Genomic DNA, 19,754 nt, shown 5'->3' with positions numbered 1-19,754 from the left:
CTTTTTATTAGCAGGCTTTCATTAAAAATTTATATAAATAGTTTTCACTAATTATATACATATCACAAAAATTGCTGATACTCTTCCTCTTCACAAAATTTTATAAATCTTTCCAAATTTATTGCTATATTTTCATTTTTATCAAATATAAACATGCTATATATAAACATAATTTTTCTTAATGTGCAGTCAGAATCTACTCCTTCTTCTATAAGTGCTGGACACATTCCTCCACAAACACAATTAAATTTGCAAGTCTTACATTTTTCATTAGGCATATAAAATAACTTTTCCACATTGTCATTAGACAATATTTTTTCGATCGATTGCTCTATATCCGTCTCTTGTTCTATACTGCCTATTCGATATTTTTCTTTAACCAGAGAATGACACAAATATATATTTCCATCAGGGAAAAAAGCAGCCATTTTTCCAAATGCTGAACATGGATGGCTCAATTCTACCGCATGAAAAAGATTTCCGGCAAAACGTTTATTCGTATAGCCCTTTTCTATGATATATTTAGCAAAATAGCAGTATACCTTTAACCTTTCTTGATAATTTAATAATGGATAACCTCTATCTGCTGCACTCCCTGCATAATCTACAAAATGCAACAAAAAATCAGCATCGTAATATGCAGCCATATCTATGATTTCTCGAAGCAACATCTTTTCCTTTTCATTCTGATATGTAAATGTTAACACTACATCTATTTTGTATTTATTCAATAAAGCAATCTTTTCTTTTAATTGCTCAGTATTTTTATAATGGGCTGTACTAATTTCTATGGAATTAATAATTCCATTAAGGCTTTTAATAGTCTTTTCTGTTAATAGAGTCGCATTTGTCTGAACAATTATTTTTGTATTAATATTTTCCTTCAACTCTTTAAGAATATCTAGTATGTCCTCTAGGACAAACGGTTCCCCACCACTGACTATTAACTTTCTAGGGTTAGCCTTCCTAATTTTATCAATTACATGTTCTTTTACTTCAAGTTGAGACAATTTCTCTTTTTTGATATCCTTATTATTAGAACGCATAGCACAAAATTCACAGTTCAGATTGCAATAATCCGTAACAAATAGATAAATTGTATTCATCTGTTTTTTATTCTCAGGAAATGTCACATCATATTTCTTTCGCATTTTTGAAATTCCATCTATAATTTCCCGAATCTTTATGTCACCCTCTTCTTCAAATTCTTTTTTCTTCATTTTAAAACAAATATTTTTTTCTCTTTGGATAATTAGAACATATTCTCCAATTTCCACCACCCTATATTTATATCCCATACTACAACTCTCTCCTATAATGCTTTCGAAGCATTGCTACTTGTTCTTCACTATATTTTTCTCGAAATATATTGTTTACATGTCGAGTAAGTTCACAGTTAATTTCAGAAGGTATATAACAATTTCCTGTATTTTCGTAATTTCCAAATAAACAACTGCAAATTCTACATTTATTTTCTTTATACTCTTTACACTGTAAACATCTCGTATTTTGCGTTTTCTCTATTTTAATAATTTTTCTTATATACTCTGCATCTAACCCCTTGTCTACACTTCCTATCATATATTTTTTCCCAGTTTCTATACAAGGATATAACTCTCCTTTCACTGTTACAAATAACGAAACCAATCCTGCTTTACAAGGGAAAAAAGGCAAATAATCTGCTACAAAGCCTTCTAACATATCATTATAAAATTTCCATACCCATAGTTGTCCTCTATTTCTAGAAGAAATGTAATACTCAAATGCCTCATCAATTTGCTGAAACAAACAAATTTTATCTTCCTTATTCCATTTCTGATAGGCATTTATCTCCGTTTCTATATATCGAAATCCCAATTCATGTAAATGCCTAAATGAAGCTGAAAATTTAGTATACGTATTAGTATTAATAAGTTGTGCTGCATGTACAGCAATTCCTGTCATTTTCTCAAATTCTTCTTTGTATACAAGTTTTTCTTTAACTTCACTATAACTTCCAACACCATTCACAAATTTCCTGTTTTCATTATGAACATCCTCTAAACCATCTATGCTAATTTTGAATCGTACTCTTTTTTCAATCATAAATTCTATAATCTCTGTTGTAAATACAGTTCCATTTGTAGTGGTACTATAAAAAATATTTAATCCAATTTGTTCGTTTTTCTTTTCTATATAAAAAATAATCTCTTTCAAAAGCCCGAAAGCAAGCAAAGGTTCTCCACCAATAAAATACACACTTAAAGTTTTATCTTTCTGCTTGATGGCCTCACGCATAGCTATATCTATTGCCAATTGTGCTGTTTTCCATTTCATATTCACTTTTTCTTTATTTTCCACGTAGCAATATGAACAATTCAAATTACATCTTTTAGTAATTTCTAATGTTAATGAATACCTTTACTCTCCTATCATCTACTAAAAATATAGCTGTTCTATTAAAATTCCTTTCTCAGTCAAAAACCTGTATCTATCATAATACCCCAAAAAAGGATATCGAATATAACAGTGCTTATAAGCATCACGGATATCATATACAAAATTTAGCAAATCCTTTTTAGCTGACATAAAATCGCTATATTTATCAATATCTATAAACAACTTATCGTAATAACCAACTATTTTTTGTGCTTCTAAATTATTTATGTCTATAATATGAACTTTAGAAAAACATTGTTTGATAAATTCTTTTTGCCTCTGGTTATCACTCCTATTAGTTACCAAAATTGCATTTTCAGAATTATTCTGTTTAACGCTACTTATCTGGTTCAGACTAGAAGACATTATTAAATCAACTATATCTTCAATCCCCAGATTTTTGTTTTCTCTAAAACAACTTATTATTCCCGTAAGTTTCGCTGTATACCAACTATTGCCTTGCATCAAATGTTCTTGATCTAACTGTTTAAACGAAACATAAGTCTTATTATTCAATAATAAATTCTGATTTCCACTCCTTTTGAGAATAACATTTCCGTCAAACTCACGCCTAATACCAATAACATTATCATACGATGCAGGATATGCAGTTTGGTTATTATTTGCATGTGCTGCCACTATTGGCACTGGACTTTTTTTACATAAATCATACAGCTCTTTTGAGAATGGAATCTCTACTCCTAAACTAATATTAATAATATCTACATTTTTTTCAATTAATGCTTCCAAACTTCTGTAAAGTAGTTCTCCCTCATTCCCAGCATTGCCACCTATTATATTATAAAGTAATATCTCAGACGTAGGATTTTCCAACAAAATACATGCACATACATATTCCGCATGAGAAAATGGGAAATTTTTATTTTTAATGCAATATCCTGGATTCATTCTTTTTATTTCTATCTTTTTGCCATAAAAAAACGGGTGTTGAAATATGGCATCTGAATCAATCACACCAATCCTCATTATACTCATTCCCCCTTTCATTTTAGATCTTATTCCATACGTTCATTCTCTTTTTTAAAATTCATATTCACATAAACATAAATCCTAATCCCCGAAGCTATATCCCAGTATCAATCTATATGCTTATTTTTTATGTTCAACTATCTAAGACATTTTCAATATACCCTTATTCTTTTTTTTAGTAATATTTTTTGTCTACATTGTCTTTTTTCTTTCCTCGTTGGCGCATACTATTCCTTTTTATGTCCCAACTTGGCACACTTCTGCGATTTACAGGGAAATCTACCCATGTTAGAATGATACTGTCAAAATTATATGTAGCGAAAACGTAGCTTTCCAGGGAATGCCTCTTCTCTGGTACAAGCTGCGTTTTTTAGTGCATGGAAAGGAGTATCACAACTAAATATAGAATAAGCGTTCCTCCGTATTGACCGGATTGAAGCTTTTATGAGGCAGGAAAACTATAAGCCAGGGCAAAGTGAAAGATCTCACTTTGCCCTCTTTTTATGAAGGAGGTTCATTTACTTGAAAAACCATGTACACAAAGAAGCCCCACCGGGCATGAAACATCATCGGAACTATGGAAAATATCTCTATACTGCCTTCCTCGCTTTCACTCTGATTGCCTGTAATGTACAACCCGTTATGGCTGCTACCATCTGGGACAAAGCTTCAGAAATCATGAAAGACGTATATAACCAGATTATTCTGATTTCCACCATTGCGGCTGTTGTAACTGCATCGGTTGCTTTGCTCTTGATGAATTTTTCCAAATCTGGAAAAACCGTGGATGAATCCAGGGCATGGCTCAAACGAATCATCATTACATGGGCGATTCTCAATGGTCTGGGATTTATCATGGCTTACATTACACCGTTCTTTGCCGGCGGGCAGTGGAATGGATAATGCAGATAAGGAGGTGGCTCTGTCATGGGAATACTTGACGGAATTGTAGAATGGATTGCCGAACAGGTCATGAACATTCTGGATTTGATTACTACTTCTGTTCTGGGTGCACTGGGATGTTCCATGGATACTTTTCTCCGTTATTTTCCAGCAGCGGAAACAATGTACCAGATTTTTCTGGCACTGGCTATCGGACTCATCCTTTTAAACTGGGTTTGGCAGCTTTTTAAGAATTATTTTATGGGGACAGGGATTGATGCTGAAGATCCAATCAAATTATCACTGCGGACATTTATGTTCCTTTTCCTGACATTCTATGCCAAGGACATCGTGGATCTTCTATTGAATATTGCAGGAACCCCGTATAGCTGGATTCTGACTGAAGATCTTCCACCACTGGAATTTGCCAAATTCAATTCTGTGATCACAGTAATCCTGGGGGTATGTGCCAATGGTGCTGTTGCCATTGTTGCCCTCATACTGGTACTGATCCTTGCCTGGAATTACATCAAGCTGCTTTTTGAAGCTGCGGAACGTTACATACTACTTGGAGTTCTGGTCTACACCGCACCTGTTGCGTTTTCCACGGGTGCTTCCCAGGCTACCGGAAATGTTTTTAAGAGCTGGTGCCGTATGCTCGGCGGACAGTTCTTTTTGCTTTTAATGAACGCCTGGTGTTTGCGGCTGTTTACTTCCATGGTCGGAACATTCCTTGCAAACCCTTTATCACTCTAGGAAGGAGGAGATTATGAAACATAAGAAAACACTGCTCTGCAGCCTGCTATTGATTTCTTGTCTGATTCTTGTAACTTCCATGCCGGTCTTTGCCGCTGAACTTACAGAAGCAGAGGTGCAGCAAGCTGTAGATGCACAGGGAAAAGAAACGGTCACCGGTAATGTCTTTATCTGGTTTCTGTGTGCCATTGCTTTTTTGAAGGTTTCTCAAAAGATTGACAGCTTTATGGCAAGTCTGGGAGTCAATGTTGGAAATACTGGTGGAAATATGATGGCTGAACTTTTAATCGCCGGAAGAGGTCTTGCAAGTTCCTTTCGAGGGCATGGAGGTGGAAGCCATAGTAGTTCCCATTCTTCCTCTCCCGGAAGTGCTGCAGTACAAAGTTCTTTCCTTTCCGGAGGATTAGCCGGAGCCGTTGGAAGGCAGACAGAGCGTTCTGCGGTAAATGCAGCCACCGGATATACCGAAGGACCAAGTATCGGAAATGCACTCTATCAGTCTTCCCTTGAAAAGGGCGGAGATTTTGCCAATAACGTTATCAGCAATATTGCTCAGGGAAACTATGGTCAAGTTGGCTCGATCAAAGGTGATGGGGCTGTTTCTGCATTTCAATCCTACATGGGAATTCAAAATGAAGATAAAACAGATCATTCCTATACCAATGTTGAAATTGGCGGCGGCAGGATAACAGGAGTTGAGTCCGGTTCCAATGGAGACAGCCGGGAATTTGCTATGTACCATGCCGATCAATATACGGCTCCTACCCATGGAACCTATGAAACTGTTCAATCTGTAGACGGAGCTACCTGGTACAAACAGTATGCTGAAAATACGGTATCCAAAATTCCTTATGATGCTGGCGATGGAAAGATAGCCTACAACGAATCCATTGTCCAAAAGCTTCCTCCTACTCCTCCAAGAAAGGATCGGATTTAGTGATGGATACAGAACGCTCTGGACTTGACGAAGCAATGGATGTAGGCTCCAGTACCATTTCTCACCTAAAGTCCTTAAAAACAGCAGCCACTTTCTCCAAAGCAGGATATGGTGCAGCCCTTGGCGGGCCTTTTTCAGCAGCGATTGGAGCAGTCATAGCCAACCGGAATCAGTTCGCTAAAATTCTCCTTGTTATTCTCGCCATACTGCTGCTTCCGGTTTTATTTATTGTGATGCTCCCTGGTCTGATCTTTGGAAGTCTGACCGAACAAAGCGATGTACTGAACAGCAACTCTATGATCAGTGAAAACATCCGTGCTTCCCGTGAAGCCATCGTTGAAGTGTTAGAAGAAAGCCATGAAGACATTCTGGCAGAGATCCATGCAGCAATTTCCCGTCTTCCACAAGGTGATACTGCATCCATCAATGACCCCTATACATACAGCATCTCCGTCAATGCCAATCTGCTGATTTCACAATTTTGTGCCAGCCAGGATGACTATAAAAACATCAACCTAAACCAATTAAAGAAACTCATCCGTGAAAACAAAGAAGGACTTTTTTCTTATGATGTAGCAACCGAGACAGTTACCATGGAAGTTACCGTTGATGGCGATGCAGAAGGAGAAGCCGGCACAGAACAGGGGCAGGCACAAACACAGACGGTTACTTTTACGAAACACACCTATACCGTTGTTTATGCTGGAGATTCCTATTTTGCAGACCATGTATTCCATCTTACAGACAAGCAGAAAGAACTTGCCAAAAACTATGCCGAAAACCTGACTGCTTTCTTTGGTACTGCTTCTTCCGGCATAGTAGCTGCTATCAATCTTAGCGATGAGGTATTGTCCTACCGCCCTGCTGTAGAAAGAGCTGCTGCGAAATATGGTATGAGTGATTATGTGGATTTAATTCTGGCAGTCATGATGCAGGAATCTGGCGGACGAGGGCTGGATGTTATGCAAGCAGCGGAAGGTGGATTTAATACCCGCTATCCCCATGTGCCAAATGGGATTACAGATCCTGAATACTCCATTGAATGTGGAGTACAGGAATTAAAATATGCCCTCGACAAAGCCGGCTGTACCGGACCTACGGACTTAGACCGGATTAAACTGGCTCTTCAGGGTTACAACTACGGTTCTGCATACATTGACTGGGCAATGGAGCGTGACGGTGGTTATACCAAGGAAAATGCGATTGCCTACTCTGATATGATGTGTGCAAGACCAAGCTGGCCTTATGACCTGTATGGTGATAAAGAATATGTGGATCATGTCCTTCGGTATTACCAAATTACTGCCAGTGGTGGCAGCTATCCCGCAAACGGTATGCAGATTCCACACTATCTCCAGACAGACTATGGAAACATTCCATACGGCGGGGGTTCCATCGCCAGCAGCGGATGCGGTCCGACAAGCTTTGCTATGATTGCCAGTTATCTTACAGGCACTACCATTACACCTATTGATGCAATATCCTGGTGCGGAAATTCCTATTACAAACCAGGAGTCGGCACTTACTGGTCTTATTTCCAGGCAGCGTCCGATCATTTTGGGTGTGGGGCTGTCACACAGACCAGTGATCCCAACCAGGTACTTCAGGCTTTATCTGAAGGTCATCCGGTCATCAGTTCCCAAAGAGCTGGGCTTTTTACCAGTGGCGGACATTTTATTGTCCTTCGTGGTGTAACGGCTGGAGGTAAAGTATTAGTCAATGATCCCAATGACAGTTCCTCCAAAAACTACATCAACCGTGAATTCGATATGATGACGGAAGTGCATGCAACCGCAAATGCCTATTGGATCTTCGCTAAAAAATAAAGGAGACACTTATGAACAGAAAAAAAGCAATTCTGGCTATCTTTATGATGGCCTTTTTAATTATCATCGGATTTGTCTTTCCCTCCATCTGGAAATCCCAAAAAGGAAACAAAAAATCCGAGACAGAAAATACTCAACACGATAATAATGAAAATACCGAGACAGAACAAGCAGAAAATAACGAATCCATAAGCTTTCAGGATTTTGAAGCTTTGGAAGACTTTTTCTCCAAGGAACAGGTGAAACTTTTTCAGGAAGAACTGACCTCCTATCTTAAAAACGTAAAACAGATGTCTCTAACTTCCATCCGTTTCCTTGCTGATGATACTACCTATCCCAATGCTTCTGATATTAATTTTTCGTTCCAGCTTCCGGATAAGTCCGTTCTTCCTGTGTACTACACTTCCTCTACTGGAAGATTCTTTTTCGGTGAGGAACGTACCCCTGATTCTGGAAAAGAAATCATCTATGAACGTCCGACAGATGACAAACTTCCTTCCATCACAACAGAGGAAATTGAACAGTTGCAAGAAGGCGGTTATGATGATACCTCAGTGAATTCGGAAAAAGCTGCCCCTGTCACAGAAGTTCCGGAAACTCCTTCCATGGAAGAACCAAAGGAGGTGCAGCCATGAACAATACTGAAGAACAACATCCTGTCTTCATCCCTCGCAATTTTATAGAAAAAGGGACCTTTATAGGCGGAATGTTTAAAATCCGTAATGCCATCGAAGGCGGTATCCTGGCAATCCTGATCACCATTCCTGTTATCAATCTGCCTCTGACACTCACTGTCAGGATTATTATTCTCTGTATGACTGCTCTGCCTGCAGCTATGATTTCTCTAATTGGAATCGGTGGGGAAAGCATTACTGCGTTTTTAATGAACGCTCTGCGTTTTCTGAAAAACCGCCGGGTTATTTACCGTATGGATGTACATCCGGAGCCGAAAAAAAAGTACCGGATAAAAAAGCCCCGCAACAAAGAACCAAAAACCAAGAAACGCAAACGGCATCCAAAACAACCTGCAGAATCTTCTTCTGAAGAGAACTGCTCACAGATGTCTTCCGAAGAGGAGACAAAAGAATCCTCTGCTATTAAAAAAAAAGAACGTCGGCAGTTTGATACTTCTACAAAACGTGGAATACGCAAACAGGCTCGTGAAGACATCCGGATTCTTAAATTTGAGTCCCGACAATTAAAAAAAGAACAAAACGCTGCACGTAAAAGTGCGAAAAGGCAGGCAAAACTTGAAAAACAACAGATAAAGCAGCAACTTTTGGAGGAACGAAAAAAAGAAAGAACTGCGAATAAAGCTTCCAACCAGTCATCTGCTGCTTCCGGGAAAAGCAAAAAGAAAAAACGAAAAGAAATCACCTTGGAAGATTATCTTCCTATTGATAAGATTGCCAATGGTGTTATCTACACGACAGACCATCGTTATGTAAAAATCCTGGAGATTGAACCGATCAATTTCCTCTTACGCAGTGCTAGGGAACAACAGGGGATCATTTTCAGCTTCATCTCCTACCTAAAAATCAGCCCTGTGAAACTGCAGATTAAGATGATCTCCAAAAAAGCGGATATCAACAAACATCTGGAACAGTCCCGTTTGGAAATGGAACGGGAATCAGATCCTAACTGCCGGCAGTTACAAAAAGACTATATCCAATTTGTCCGGCAGTTAAGTTCCAGAGAAGCGGTTTCCAGACGTTTTTTCCTAATCTTTGAATACGAACCTTTCAATGTGAATCGGAAGGTGGAGGAAAAGGAAATCCTGGCAGCTTTGGAAACTGCTGCACAGACCGCAAAAACCTTTCTATATCAATGCGGCAACGATGTGCTGGTTCATGACAATGAAGATGAGTTTACAACCGATGTACTCTACACTTTACTGAACCGTACCAAATGTACCGAAACCCCTTTGCCAAAACGGATTAACCAGGTACTGACCCGCTATATGGAATCTGGTCGTGAGCAGGAAGTGGATAACATCCATATCAATGAATTCATTGCACCAGAGTCTTTGGACTTTAAGCACAGTAACTATGTGCTGGTAAATGGCATCTACCATTCTTACCTGCTGGTGCCGTGCGATGGTTACAAAGCAAAAGTAATGCCAGGCTGGCTGTCCCTGCTTATCAATGCTGGCGAAGGAATTGACATTGACTTTTTTCTGCATAAACAGCCCAAAGATAAGATCCAGCAACGTCTTGGACAGCAAATCCGGATCAACCGTTCAAAGATCAAAGATGCCTCTGATACCAATGCGGATTTTGATGATCTGGATTCTGCCATCCGTTCCGGCTATTTCCTCAAACAGGGACTTGCTAATAATGAAGATTTCTATTACATGAATCTTTTGATTACGATTACGGCAGGTGATCTGGAAGAACTGCAATGGCGGATTCAGGAGATGAAAAAACTTCTCATCTCACAGGATATGGATCTGCGGTCTTGTTACTTCCTGCAAGAACAGGGATTTTTATCTTCCCTTCCTCTTGTAAACCTGGATAAGAAGCTCTATGAACTCTCAAAACGAAATGTCTTAACCACCGGAGCTGCCAGTTGCTATCCTTTCGTCAGCTACAGCATTTGCGATGACAACGGCATCCTATTTGGAGTAAATAAGCATAACAACTCTTTAGTGATTGCTGATATTTTTGACTCCAAACAATATAAAAACTCCAATATTGCGATTCTTGGCACTTCTGGATCCGGAAAAACCTTTACCATGCAGACTATGGCACTTCGTATGCGGCGTAAAGGAATCCAGGTATTTATCATCGCACCGTTAAAAGGTCATGAGTTTTATCGGGCTGCCAGAAATGTAGGAGGAACCTTTATCCAGATTTCTCCTGCCAGCCAAAACTGCATCAATGTCATGGAAATCCGAAAAGTAGATAACTCTGTCAATGAGCTGCTGGACGGTCCAACTTTAGACGCATCTGCCTTAGCCAGTAAGATTCAACGTCTGCACGTTTTCTTTTCTCTGCTCATTCCAGATATGAGCCATGAGGAAAAACAGCTTTTGGACGAAGCACTGATTAAAACCTATGCAAGAAAGGGAATCACCCATAAGAATGAATCCCTCATTGATCCCAAACACCCGGATCATTATAAAGCGATGCCAATTCTTGGAGATGTATATGATGTTTTGATGGAAACTGAAGATACCAAACGACTGGCTCACATCCTGAACCGTCTTGTCCATGGCTCTGCTTCCTCTTTTAACCAGCAGACCAATGTAGATCTGACCAATAAATATACCGTTTTGGACATTTCAGAGCTGACTGGTTCCAGTGATCTCTTAACGGTAGGGATGTTTGTTGCTCTGGACTATGTATGGGATAAAGCCAAAGAAAATCGTACCGAAGAAAAAGCCATTTTCGTAGATGAAGTATGGCAGCTCATCGGTGCCTCCAGTAACCGTCTGGCCGCTGAATTCGTTTTGGAGATCGCCAAGATCATCCGGGCATACTCTGGTGCCGGTATTTTTGCAACCCAGGACCTCAACGACTTTTTTGCTCTTGATGACGGAAAATATGGAAAAGGCATTATCAATAACTGTAAAACCAAAATTATTCTTAACATGGAAGATGAAGAGGCACAACGTGTAAAAACCATTCTTCGTCTTTCCGAAACCGAAGTTATGAATATCACCCATTTCCAACGTGGAAACGGACTGATTTCAACAAACAACAATAATATCACTGTGGAATTTAAAGCTTCCAACCTGGAAAAAGAATTAATTACCACAGACCGACAGGAACTCCTGGAAATCTTGAAACGCCAGGATAAAAAAGTCGGTTAATGTTACCTGCAGCCCGAATATGGCTGCTTTTCTTTTTAACAAAGGAGGAGATTTATGTTAAAACCAGCAAAACAACCTCATATCCGGCTAACCGCCCTTTTTCTTTGTGTCACGATGTTTCTTAGCACACTCTTTTTCAATGCCCATACCGCTTATGCTGCAGATGGAACCATTGATTATAAGGCAGGAGCCAAAATTCCATACGGGGACTATTATACTTCCCGCATGAGTTTTGATGGTAATAATACAGCTTATTGCGTTGAACCATTAAAGAAAACACCTGCTTCCGGACAATATCCTTATAATCTTTTAGGAAAGGATTCCCCGCTTAGAAAAGCACTCTACTATGTCAATGGTGGATACGGCTACGAAAAGCTCATAAAAGATCAATATTTCCAAGGATGGTCCGATGACAACTCTTATGTCATTGGTCATCTGGTCGTTTCCTATATCCACGCTGGAAATAACGGGGACACCGGTGCCTTCCATGGCGCACCTCAAAATTATATTGACAAAGCATTGGAAGTTGCCAACGCCATTGAAGGGCTTCCTGCCCCACCAGAATCCTTCCGTGCTTTTATCGTTCCTGGCAATGCTTCCCAAACTTTTGCAGGAAGCTGGTATCAGGTTCCAAACGGCTTTATCGAACTGCAGAAATCCTCTGCCAATACCGATATTTCCGATAAAAATGGCAATTACTCTTTAGAAGGAGCCAAATACGGAATCTACAAAGGGGAAGAACTGGTAGAAACTCTTGTTACCGATAAAAAAGGATATGCAAAATCCAAAGAACTGGCTGAAGGAAGTTACACCGTCAAAGAAATCAGTGCCCCAGAAGGATTTGCTATAGATACTTCCGCCCATAATGTTACGGTAAAAGCAGAAGGAACATCTACCGTAAAAGTAAAGGATATTCCTCAAAATAATCCCGTAAAACTGCTCCTTAAAAAGCTGGATGCTGACACACAGCAAAATTCTGCACAGGGAACCGGCTCTCTCGCCAATGCCGAATTTACAATAAAATTCTATACAGAGCAGTCAGCTACCGATCCCGGAGCAAATGGTAAGAAACCGGTTCGCACCTGGATATTGAAAACAGATGCCTCTGGAGAAATCCATTTTACAAAAGATTATTTGGTATCCGGGGATGAATTTTTCTATGCCAGTGATGGAAAGACCGTCTGCTTCCCACTGGGTACAGTAACCGTACAGGAAACCAAAGCCCCTGCCGGCTATCTTCCAAACGAATCTGTTTTCGTGCAGCAAATCACCAGTACCGGTACGGAAGAAACTATCTCTATTTATAACGCTTCTTCTGTCGAAGAACAGGTCTTCCGAGGCGGCGTCAAAATTCAGAAGCGGGATCTGGAAACTCAGGGAACACAAGCACAAGGAACCGCATCTCTTGCAGATGCCGAATTTACCATTACCACTCTGAACAAACAGCCAGTATGGGTAGGTGGAAAGCTCTATGAAAATGGTCAGGCAGTGCTTACAATCAAATCGGATACACATGGTATTGCTGCAAGTGCCGCTGATGCCCTGCCCCTTGGACATTACCGGATAGAAGAAACCAAAGCGCCTTCCGGATACCTAACCGATGGTGCAAAGGCTCTTGAATTTGACATCACCCAAAATGGAGAAATCGTAGATTTAACAACAGAAGAGACTTCTGTTTCTAACCAGATTATCCGTGGCGGTGTCAAAATCCAAAAACGGGATCTGGAAACAGGAGAAGCCAAACCACAGGGAAATGCTTCTTTAAAGGATGCAGAATTTACAATCACCAATCTTGGTCCAAATCCTGTTCTTGTGGATGGAACCCTTTACGAAAAAGATCAAGTAGTTCTCACTTTGAAGACAGATGAAAAGGGGCTTGCTTCCACCAAAAAAGATACGCTCCCTTATGGTCATTACCGGGTTGATGAGACAAAAGCACCGGAAGGTTATTTGAACGAGGGCAAACTCTCTCAGGAGTTTCATATCACAGAAAATGGGAAAATTTTGGATTTAACTGCAAAAGAAACAGCGATTTCCAATCAGGTAATCCGTGGCGATTTAGAATTCGTAAAGGTCTCTGACGGAGATTTAAACCGGCTGGCAAATGTCCCATTTTCCATTACCTCCAAAACTACAGGAGAAAGTCATACCATTGTAACAGACAAAAATGGCTATGCCAGTACTTCCTCAGAATGGAATAAGCACACTACAAATACCAATCGTGGGGAAACTTCTGAAGACGGAATCTGGTTTGGCGCTTCTAAACCTGATGATGCCAAAGGAGCCCTGATTTATGATACCTATATTTTGGAAGAACAACGCTGCGATTCCAATGAAGGTATGAACCTCTTAAAAATTGAGGTCTCTGTATACAAAAATCACGTAGTCGTGGATATGGGAACTTTAACGGATGATCAGATTACCATTGGAACTACTGCCCTTGACAAAGACAGCAACTCCCACTTTGCCAAACCAGAAGAAAAAATCACTCTGGTTGATACCGTAGAATACGAAGGCTTAAAGAAGGGACAGTCTTATAAGCTCATCGGTACACTGATGGATCAGGAATCCGGAAAGCCAATTGAAATAGATGGAAAACCTGTCACAGCAGAAACCACCTTCAAACCAAAAAAATCTTCTGGTTCTGCAAAAGTGACCTTTACGTTCAATGCCTCTTCTCTGAAGGGCAAAACAATCGTAGTATTTGAGGAACTGTACCAGGAGGATTTAAAACTGGCTGTTCATGCGGACATTACAGATCAGGATCAGACTATCTATTTCCCAGAAATCGGGACCACTGCAAAAGATAAGGAAACAGATATGAATCTTTCCCAAGCAGATAAAGAAGTTACCCTTGTAGATACGGTAGCTTACAAAAATCTTCTGCCCGGCGAAGAATATGTTATGACTGGAACCCTTATGGATAAAGAAACCGGAAAACCTGTCGAAATAGATAAGAAAGAGGTTACTGCCGAAACCACATTTACTCCTAAAGAATCCTCTGGAACGGTAGATGTGATTTTTTCTTTTGATGGGACCTCCCTTGCCGGAAAAACCGTAGTTGTTTTTGAATCTGCTACTTATGACGGCAAAGAATTTGCAACACACGCAGATCTTGAAGATAATGGGCAGACCATCTACTTCCCAGAAATCGCTACTACTGCAAAAGATAAAGCAGACGGAGATCATTTTACCAAAACCGATAAAGAGATTACCATCGTTGACACGGTTAAATATAGTAACCTAATTCCAGGAAAAGAGTATGCACTTACCGGTACCTTGATGGACAAAGAGACAAAAGAGCCTCTTCAGGCAGATGGTAAACCGATTACTGCCACTACGACCTTTACTCCTGAAGATGCCTCTGGCAGTATTGAACTTACCTTTACATTTGATGGCAGCATCCTGTCCGGCAAAACAATTGTTGTCTTTGAGTCTTTAACGTATCAGGAAAAAGAGATTGCTGTTCACGCCGATATAGAAGACCATGAACAGTCTATCTACTTCCCAGGAATTGGAACTACTGCGAAGGACAAAGCGGATGGGGATCAGGAAGCCGTTGCTACGAAAGAAGTAACCATCATTGACACCGTATCCTACCAAAATCTGATTCCGGATACTCCATACAAACTGGTCGGCACACTGATGGACAAAACAACCCAAAAGGAAGTTCTGATTGATGGAAAACCTGTCACGTCAGAAACAGAATTTACACCAAAGGATTCCAATGGTTCTGTCGAAGTCATCTTCACTTTTGATGGAAGCACATTGGCTGGACATGATGTAGTCGTTTTTGAAAAACTTTTTTCCCTTGAAGGAGAAACAGCACTTGAAATTGCTTCCCATGAGGATCTGGACGATAAAGGACAAACGATAAAACTTACGGAAGCTCCAAAAGACACACCTGAACCTTCCAAACCAGTCAAGACCGGAGATGAAACAACCGTTCTTCCTTATCTTTTACTGGCAGGTGCCGCACTCCTCTTTGCTGCAGGATTTGGTATCTTATATATCCGTAAGCGGAAAAAAGATAAGTAACTATCAATAGATATGCTCACAGGCAGCTTATTACGGCTGCCTGCTATAAAGGTGATGAATATGGAACAATCTCGTTGTAATGCCGATGCCAAACACATCCGGCATTTTTTAGATATTTGTGATGGAAATTGGCATTCCTGTATTTATGTTCGCTGTGTTTCCTGTAAAACCCCAGGTTATTGTAATGGCCCACACTTCTTATATCATCCAGATGAAAACGGCAGTCCATGTGTCCTGCCCATGGCAGATGCCCGTATGCTCTTCTCCCGCATACCGGAACCAACGGAATGTCTATCCGCCATAACACTGGAACAATTTCAGTCTTTATATGGACTCTACTTTGCAAAAGAAGCATTGACCGATAAGCCATGTCCTTGTTTTGCTTTACTGCGGCACCAGGAAGCATCTCATTATCACTGGTAAAAGGTTGCACTTTTGGCACTTTCTGCGTACAGGATAAGAAAGGAGGCGATTTTATGTTGAATTTCACTGCTATGATTCAAGGAATCGATACAATATTTACGAACTTTATTTTTATTCCTGCACTTTTAATCCTGTACCTGAAGTTTCGTCCGAGAAAGCCCTGGAACAAACGCACCAGAAATCTGTATCGGCTATGTATAGCTCTGATTTCTGTTTATGTCATCCGGATTTTCTGTGCAGGGTTCATCTTTACACCAGTAAATTACTCACGTTTTGCAGACAGCGGTTTCTTTCCGCTTATCAAGGCACTGTTCTATTCTTAGATTTTCTGCCATTTTGTGCCATTTAGTCCGAATCTGGGAGTAGTTTCTATGCCCATCCTATGGGAATTCATCACCTGCTTTCTTACAATATACGTATAAAACACGTAAGCGAGGTGAATCTTTATGAAACAGAAACAAATCCGCTGCCCATACTGCGGCAGCATCGCAATTTTAAGGGATGCGTCCTATGTATATGGAAATAAAGCGAAAGATGGAAAACTCTATGTGTGCAGTCACTTCCCACAGTGTAATTCTTATGTAGGAGTTCATCCTGGCACTACCAATGCCAAAGGAAAACTGGCAAACAAAGAGCTTCGGCAAAAAAGGATCCAAGCACACCGGGTATTTGACCAGATATGGCTAAACCACATCTTTACGAAATCGGAGGCTTACCGCTGGATTGCTGATAAATTCTGTCTGACTGCCAAGGAAGCACACATCGGAGAATTTAGCACTTATATGTGTGATCAACTAATTCTGGAATCCATGAAGATTCTGGAGAATAACCATATCCCTCTCAGGGCCATTGGTTGAAAGGGGGGATATGTATGATCATCCCGATGACAGATGATGAACGCCGATTGACAGAGGAGTACTTATATTTGGTACCTGAAATGGTAAAAAAATTGACTTCCCGTTGTGCTTATGTCTCATACGATGAGCAGCAAGACCTTCTGCAAGCCGGAAACTTAGCTTTATGCAAAGCCGCCATGAACTATGACAACACCCGTCCCTTTGCAGTTTACGCCAAAGTTGCCATACGAAATGCCATTTACAGTTATTGGAGAAAACTGCAAAAAGAACGAAAATACACCTGTTCCATGTATGCATCTTCCGAATTTGACATGGAACCCCTGCTTGTAGACCAAAAAACCGAACTATGGCAGGAACAATGTATGAACCAGGAACCCATTTATAAGCACCTGCAGTCCTTAGAAGCGAGAAGCTGCAATACACTAAGAAAAGGAATACATGCCCTGCTCCTGCAGCAAAAAGGATATACCAACCAAGAAATTTCCAAACATTATGGTGTCCCAATGAATCATGTCCGGGCATGGCAAAGCAAAGCCCGGAAATACTTACAGCAGGATACCAAATTATATACTCTTTTATCTTGAAGGGAGAACGATTATGCTGACACTTTATACTGCAGTCGGAATCCTACGATTCCAGGATTCCATAAAGGAACATAAAACACCGACTGTTATCAATAACCGGCAGGAATACGGACTGACAGAAGAAGAATTCTTTCTGTGGAGCAGCCTCGCATTTCAAATCCGACAGATCCATGAATTGCAGTCTGCTTTTTCCGAACGCTTGAAAAAACATCACCGTTCGGAAAATATCCCCATTGAACCTTACCTGAATCGGCTGCTGCTTCGAGGACTGGTTGTAAAAGGGGATGGTTTAACTGGTGTGGATGCCCTGTACCGCCTCTTAGGAGAACTTTATATCAGCCCATTGCAGGACAGTTTTTCAGTACGGCTTTTTACCTGCATCTATCTCTGCATGAAGAAAAAACTGCACACAAAGGAACTGATCCATTATCTAAAAAAGCCGGCACGGACTGCTATAGAGGACACGGTACTCCAAATAGCAAAAAAAGTACAGATTTCTACGGCAGAGCTTGTAACCTGTGTAGAACAGGGCATCCATCCACAAAATACAGAGCAACTTTTGACGCAGCTCTATGAAACCTCGGATGCAACATTCCGTACCCTGGCACAGGATATCCAATTCACCCATGCCGGTTATCCTGTACTGGAAGCCATCAGTAATTTGTACCTCAATAAACAGATTGCATTTGAAAAATTATAGGAAGGAGCAAATTATGCCAAAACCATTTCTTAATAAGCTGATTGTCCATGGGGCAATCGGCTTTTTCTGTGTCCTATTTGGATGTATTTACGGATTTATAACAGACGACCAGATATTTCTCCTTATGAGTCTTTGCATCGGTGTTGGAACTGCCATACGAATTGTGAGTCTGCTACATACCATCAAGATGCATGACTATACCGAATTAACTGGAACCTGTACAAAACGTGAAGTCAGCCCACTTACCAAGAAACAGAAAATTATTTTCCGTTCCACTGACCAGAAAGAATATCACTTTACATTCGATAAAAATATCCGCCTTTTATCTGGACATTATTATCGCCTATATTTCCGGAATGTAGCAAACCTTTCGGGTGAAGAAAAGGTTACTCCGGATTTACTTGCGTATGAGGAATTATCCCTAAATGAAGATGTTTCCCCGAAGAACTCTTAGATTTCTTCTCTAAATACAATAGAAGTGGATATGCCACTTTCACATACCCACTTCTATTATGCTTTATAAGTTTTCCTTCTGCCGTCCCAGTGAAATGACAAAAACCACTCCGAACTACCACGTATTCTGTCTCAAGGATGACAGCATAACAGCAATCGCAGGGAATAATAATCTATTGTATTCCAGAAGACTCTTCAAAAAATGGACAGTGCTTTCACTTTCAGGGTTTCAAAATGCAGTAACAATATCTTTTATTTTTCTACTGTGACCAATTTTTTCATATTAAGGGCAACTTTATACTGACAGTGAAAATTCCCGCTTCATAATTCACTTGAATATCACCACTTATTTGTATTACTAGCTTTCTAGTAGCATACAATCCGATACCACTGCTTTTTATCCTTGCTTCATCTTTTGTGTAAAACAAATCAAATATAGATTTTAATTCTTCATCACTAATATAATCAGAAGGATTGCTTATTTGTATATGACAATACTCGGATTCTCCCCACATGTAAAACATTATATCACCAGTACTATACTTTAAAGCATTATCTATTAAATTACATAAAATTCTAATTAATATTTTCTCTTGAGCAAGTATCCAAATGTTTCCATGTGGCAGTCTAATATCTAATTGTTCTGAGGCACGTTTTGAATTTTGAATATATTCCTTTAACAAAGAAGTGACTACCTCTGTAATATTGACTGATTTCATATCAACTTCGCTCTCTATTGCTTCACTCCAAAACAATAAATATAAATCGTCTACTAATTTTTTTAAATAATCCGCCTTTTTTTCAATATGTTCTATATAGCTATTAACAGGTTCATTCACATTTTTTTCTAATCTAATTAACTGCAAGTAACCAATAATAACAGTTAATGGAGTACGTAAATCGTGTGATAAATTTGCTACCATCTTTTTAAAATTTTTATCCTGTTTTTTTAGCTGATGTTCTTTTCGTTCATCTTCTTTAATTCGCTTGTTGATACTAAGTGCAAGGTTCTCAATATCTTTATCCAATACATTGACCGAGTAGATATGCTCATTATGTTCTATCCATTCTATAAT

Annotated in this window: 16 protein-coding genes; 12 read left to right on the top strand and 4 right to left on the bottom strand. The window is 39.8% G+C overall.

The annotated features are described in order from the left end of the window. Positions 1–62: 62 nt before the first annotated feature. From NQ550_RS04105 to NQ550_RS04095, 3 genes are all read right to left on the bottom strand, one after another. Complete coding sequence (locus NQ550_RS04105) at positions 63–1,298, bottom strand: radical SAM/SPASM domain-containing protein (protein WP_025580259.1); 1,236 nt, start codon at positions 1,296–1,298, stop codon at positions 63–65. A gap of 1 nt (position 1,299) precedes the next feature. Next, positions 1,300–2,322, bottom strand: a complete 1,023-nt coding sequence (locus NQ550_RS04100) for a radical SAM protein (RefSeq protein ID WP_242833646.1) — start codon at positions 2,320–2,322, stop codon at positions 1,300–1,302. Positions 2,323–2,418: 96 nt separating this feature from the next. After that, positions 2,419–3,405 carry a S8 family serine peptidase gene (locus NQ550_RS04095; protein WP_025580261.1) on the bottom strand — a complete coding sequence of 329 codons (987 nt, stop codon included), beginning with the start codon at positions 3,403–3,405 and terminating at the stop codon, positions 2,419–2,421. 561 nt (positions 3,406–3,966) lie between these two features. On the opposite strand from NQ550_RS04095, the gene NQ550_RS04090 reads away from it, so the two are divergent. From NQ550_RS04090 to NQ550_RS04035, 12 genes are all read left to right on the top strand, one after another. Next, positions 3,967–4,311, top strand: coding sequence for a hypothetical protein (locus tag NQ550_RS04090; RefSeq protein WP_044996742.1), 345 nt, complete (start codon positions 3,967–3,969; stop codon positions 4,309–4,311). 24 nt (positions 4,312–4,335) lie between these two features. Then, on the top strand, positions 4,336–5,046 hold the full coding sequence (locus NQ550_RS04085; protein WP_004223652.1) for a conjugal transfer protein TrbL family protein: 711 nt from the start codon (positions 4,336–4,338) through the stop codon (positions 5,044–5,046). Positions 5,047–5,059: 13 nt separating this feature from the next. Next, positions 5,060–5,983 (top strand): hypothetical protein, encoded by a 924-nt coding sequence (locus NQ550_RS04080; RefSeq protein ID WP_025580265.1) that lies wholly within the window; start codon positions 5,060–5,062, stop codon positions 5,981–5,983. A 2-nt stretch (positions 5,984–5,985) separates the two neighbouring features. Beyond that, the gene (locus NQ550_RS04075; protein ID WP_025580267.1) at positions 5,986–7,809 is read left to right on the top strand and encodes a lysozyme family protein; all 1,824 of its coding nucleotides are present in this window, start codon (positions 5,986–5,988) and stop codon (positions 7,807–7,809) included. Between the two features lie 11 nt (positions 7,810–7,820). Further along, positions 7,821–8,444, top strand: a complete 624-nt coding sequence (locus tag NQ550_RS04070; RefSeq protein ID WP_025580269.1) for a DUF5038 domain-containing protein — start codon at positions 7,821–7,823, stop codon at positions 8,442–8,444. Continuing rightward, positions 8,441–11,623, top strand: a complete 3,183-nt coding sequence (locus NQ550_RS04065; RefSeq protein ID WP_025580270.1) for a TraG/VirB4 family ATPase — start codon at positions 8,441–8,443, stop codon at positions 11,621–11,623. Before NQ550_RS04070 ends, NQ550_RS04065 begins: the two co-directional genes overlap by 4 nt. Positions 11,624–11,677: 54 nt before the next feature. Beyond that, positions 11,678–15,661 (top strand): VaFE repeat-containing surface-anchored protein, encoded by a 3,984-nt coding sequence (locus NQ550_RS04060; RefSeq protein WP_025580272.1) that lies wholly within the window; start codon positions 11,678–11,680, stop codon positions 15,659–15,661. A gap of 476 nt (positions 15,662–16,137) precedes the next feature. Further along, entirely contained in the window at positions 16,138–16,407 is a 270-nt protein-coding gene (locus NQ550_RS04055; protein ID WP_005340350.1) for a hypothetical protein, read from the top strand. A 123-nt stretch (positions 16,408–16,530) separates the two neighbouring features. Further along, positions 16,531–16,941 (top strand): zinc-finger-containing protein, encoded by a 411-nt coding sequence (locus NQ550_RS04050; protein WP_004223692.1) that lies wholly within the window; start codon positions 16,531–16,533, stop codon positions 16,939–16,941. A gap of 14 nt (positions 16,942–16,955) precedes the next feature. Continuing rightward, positions 16,956–17,525, top strand: coding sequence for a sigma-70 family RNA polymerase sigma factor (locus NQ550_RS04045; RefSeq protein ID WP_025580277.1), 570 nt, complete (start codon positions 16,956–16,958; stop codon positions 17,523–17,525). Positions 17,526–17,538: 13 nt separating this feature from the next. Further along, positions 17,539–18,225: a hypothetical protein gene (locus tag NQ550_RS04040; protein ID WP_004223695.1), complete on the top strand. Its 687-nt coding sequence runs from the start codon at positions 17,539–17,541 to the stop codon at positions 18,223–18,225. A gap of 13 nt (positions 18,226–18,238) precedes the next feature. Beyond that, positions 18,239–18,679, top strand: a complete 441-nt coding sequence (locus NQ550_RS04035) for a hypothetical protein (RefSeq protein ID WP_025580278.1) — start codon at positions 18,239–18,241, stop codon at positions 18,677–18,679. Positions 18,680–18,956: 277 nt separating this feature from the next. Here the strand turns inward: NQ550_RS04035 and NQ550_RS04030 are convergent, their stop codons facing one another. Further along, the gene (locus tag NQ550_RS04030; RefSeq protein WP_242833648.1) at positions 18,957–19,706 is read right to left on the bottom strand and encodes a sensor histidine kinase; all 750 of its coding nucleotides are present in this window, start codon (positions 19,704–19,706) and stop codon (positions 18,957–18,959) included. Between the last annotated feature and the right edge of the window lie 48 nt (positions 19,707–19,754).

The organism is Blautia wexlerae DSM 19850 (genome assembly GCF_025148125.1).
Lineage (GTDB): Bacteria > Bacillota > Clostridia > Lachnospirales > Lachnospiraceae > Blautia_A > Blautia_A wexlerae.
This window is presented reverse-complemented; position numbering and strand designations above follow the sequence as displayed.

Bases quoted from the DNA above. Each gene is read 5' to 3' on its own strand.
- NQ550_RS04105 (WP_025580259.1), bottom strand. From the start codon at position 1,298: ATGGGATATAAATATAGGGTGGTGGAAATTGGAGAATATGTTCTAATT.
- NQ550_RS04095 (WP_025580261.1), bottom strand. From the start codon at position 3,405: ATGAGGATTGGTGTGATTGATTCAGATGCCATATTTCAACACCCGTTT.
- NQ550_RS04090 (WP_044996742.1), top strand. From the start codon at position 3,967: ATGAAACATCATCGGAACTATGGAAAATATCTCTATACTGCCTTCCTC.
- NQ550_RS04085 (WP_004223652.1), top strand. From the start codon at position 4,336: ATGGGAATACTTGACGGAATTGTAGAATGGATTGCCGAACAGGTCATG.
- NQ550_RS04080 (WP_025580265.1), top strand. From the start codon at position 5,060: ATGAAACATAAGAAAACACTGCTCTGCAGCCTGCTATTGATTTCTTGT.
- NQ550_RS04075 (WP_025580267.1), top strand. From the start codon at position 5,986: ATGGATACAGAACGCTCTGGACTTGACGAAGCAATGGATGTAGGCTCC.
- NQ550_RS04070 (WP_025580269.1), top strand. From the start codon at position 7,821: ATGAACAGAAAAAAAGCAATTCTGGCTATCTTTATGATGGCCTTTTTA.
- NQ550_RS04065 (WP_025580270.1), top strand. From the start codon at position 8,441: ATGAACAATACTGAAGAACAACATCCTGTCTTCATCCCTCGCAATTTT.
- NQ550_RS04060 (WP_025580272.1), top strand. From the start codon at position 11,678: ATGTTAAAACCAGCAAAACAACCTCATATCCGGCTAACCGCCCTTTTT.
- NQ550_RS04055 (WP_005340350.1), top strand. From the start codon at position 16,138: ATGTTGAATTTCACTGCTATGATTCAAGGAATCGATACAATATTTACG.
- NQ550_RS04050 (WP_004223692.1), top strand. From the start codon at position 16,531: ATGAAACAGAAACAAATCCGCTGCCCATACTGCGGCAGCATCGCAATT.
- NQ550_RS04045 (WP_025580277.1), top strand. From the start codon at position 16,956: ATGATCATCCCGATGACAGATGATGAACGCCGATTGACAGAGGAGTAC.
- NQ550_RS04040 (WP_004223695.1), top strand. From the start codon at position 17,539: ATGCTGACACTTTATACTGCAGTCGGAATCCTACGATTCCAGGATTCC.
- NQ550_RS04035 (WP_025580278.1), top strand. From the start codon at position 18,239: ATGCCAAAACCATTTCTTAATAAGCTGATTGTCCATGGGGCAATCGGC.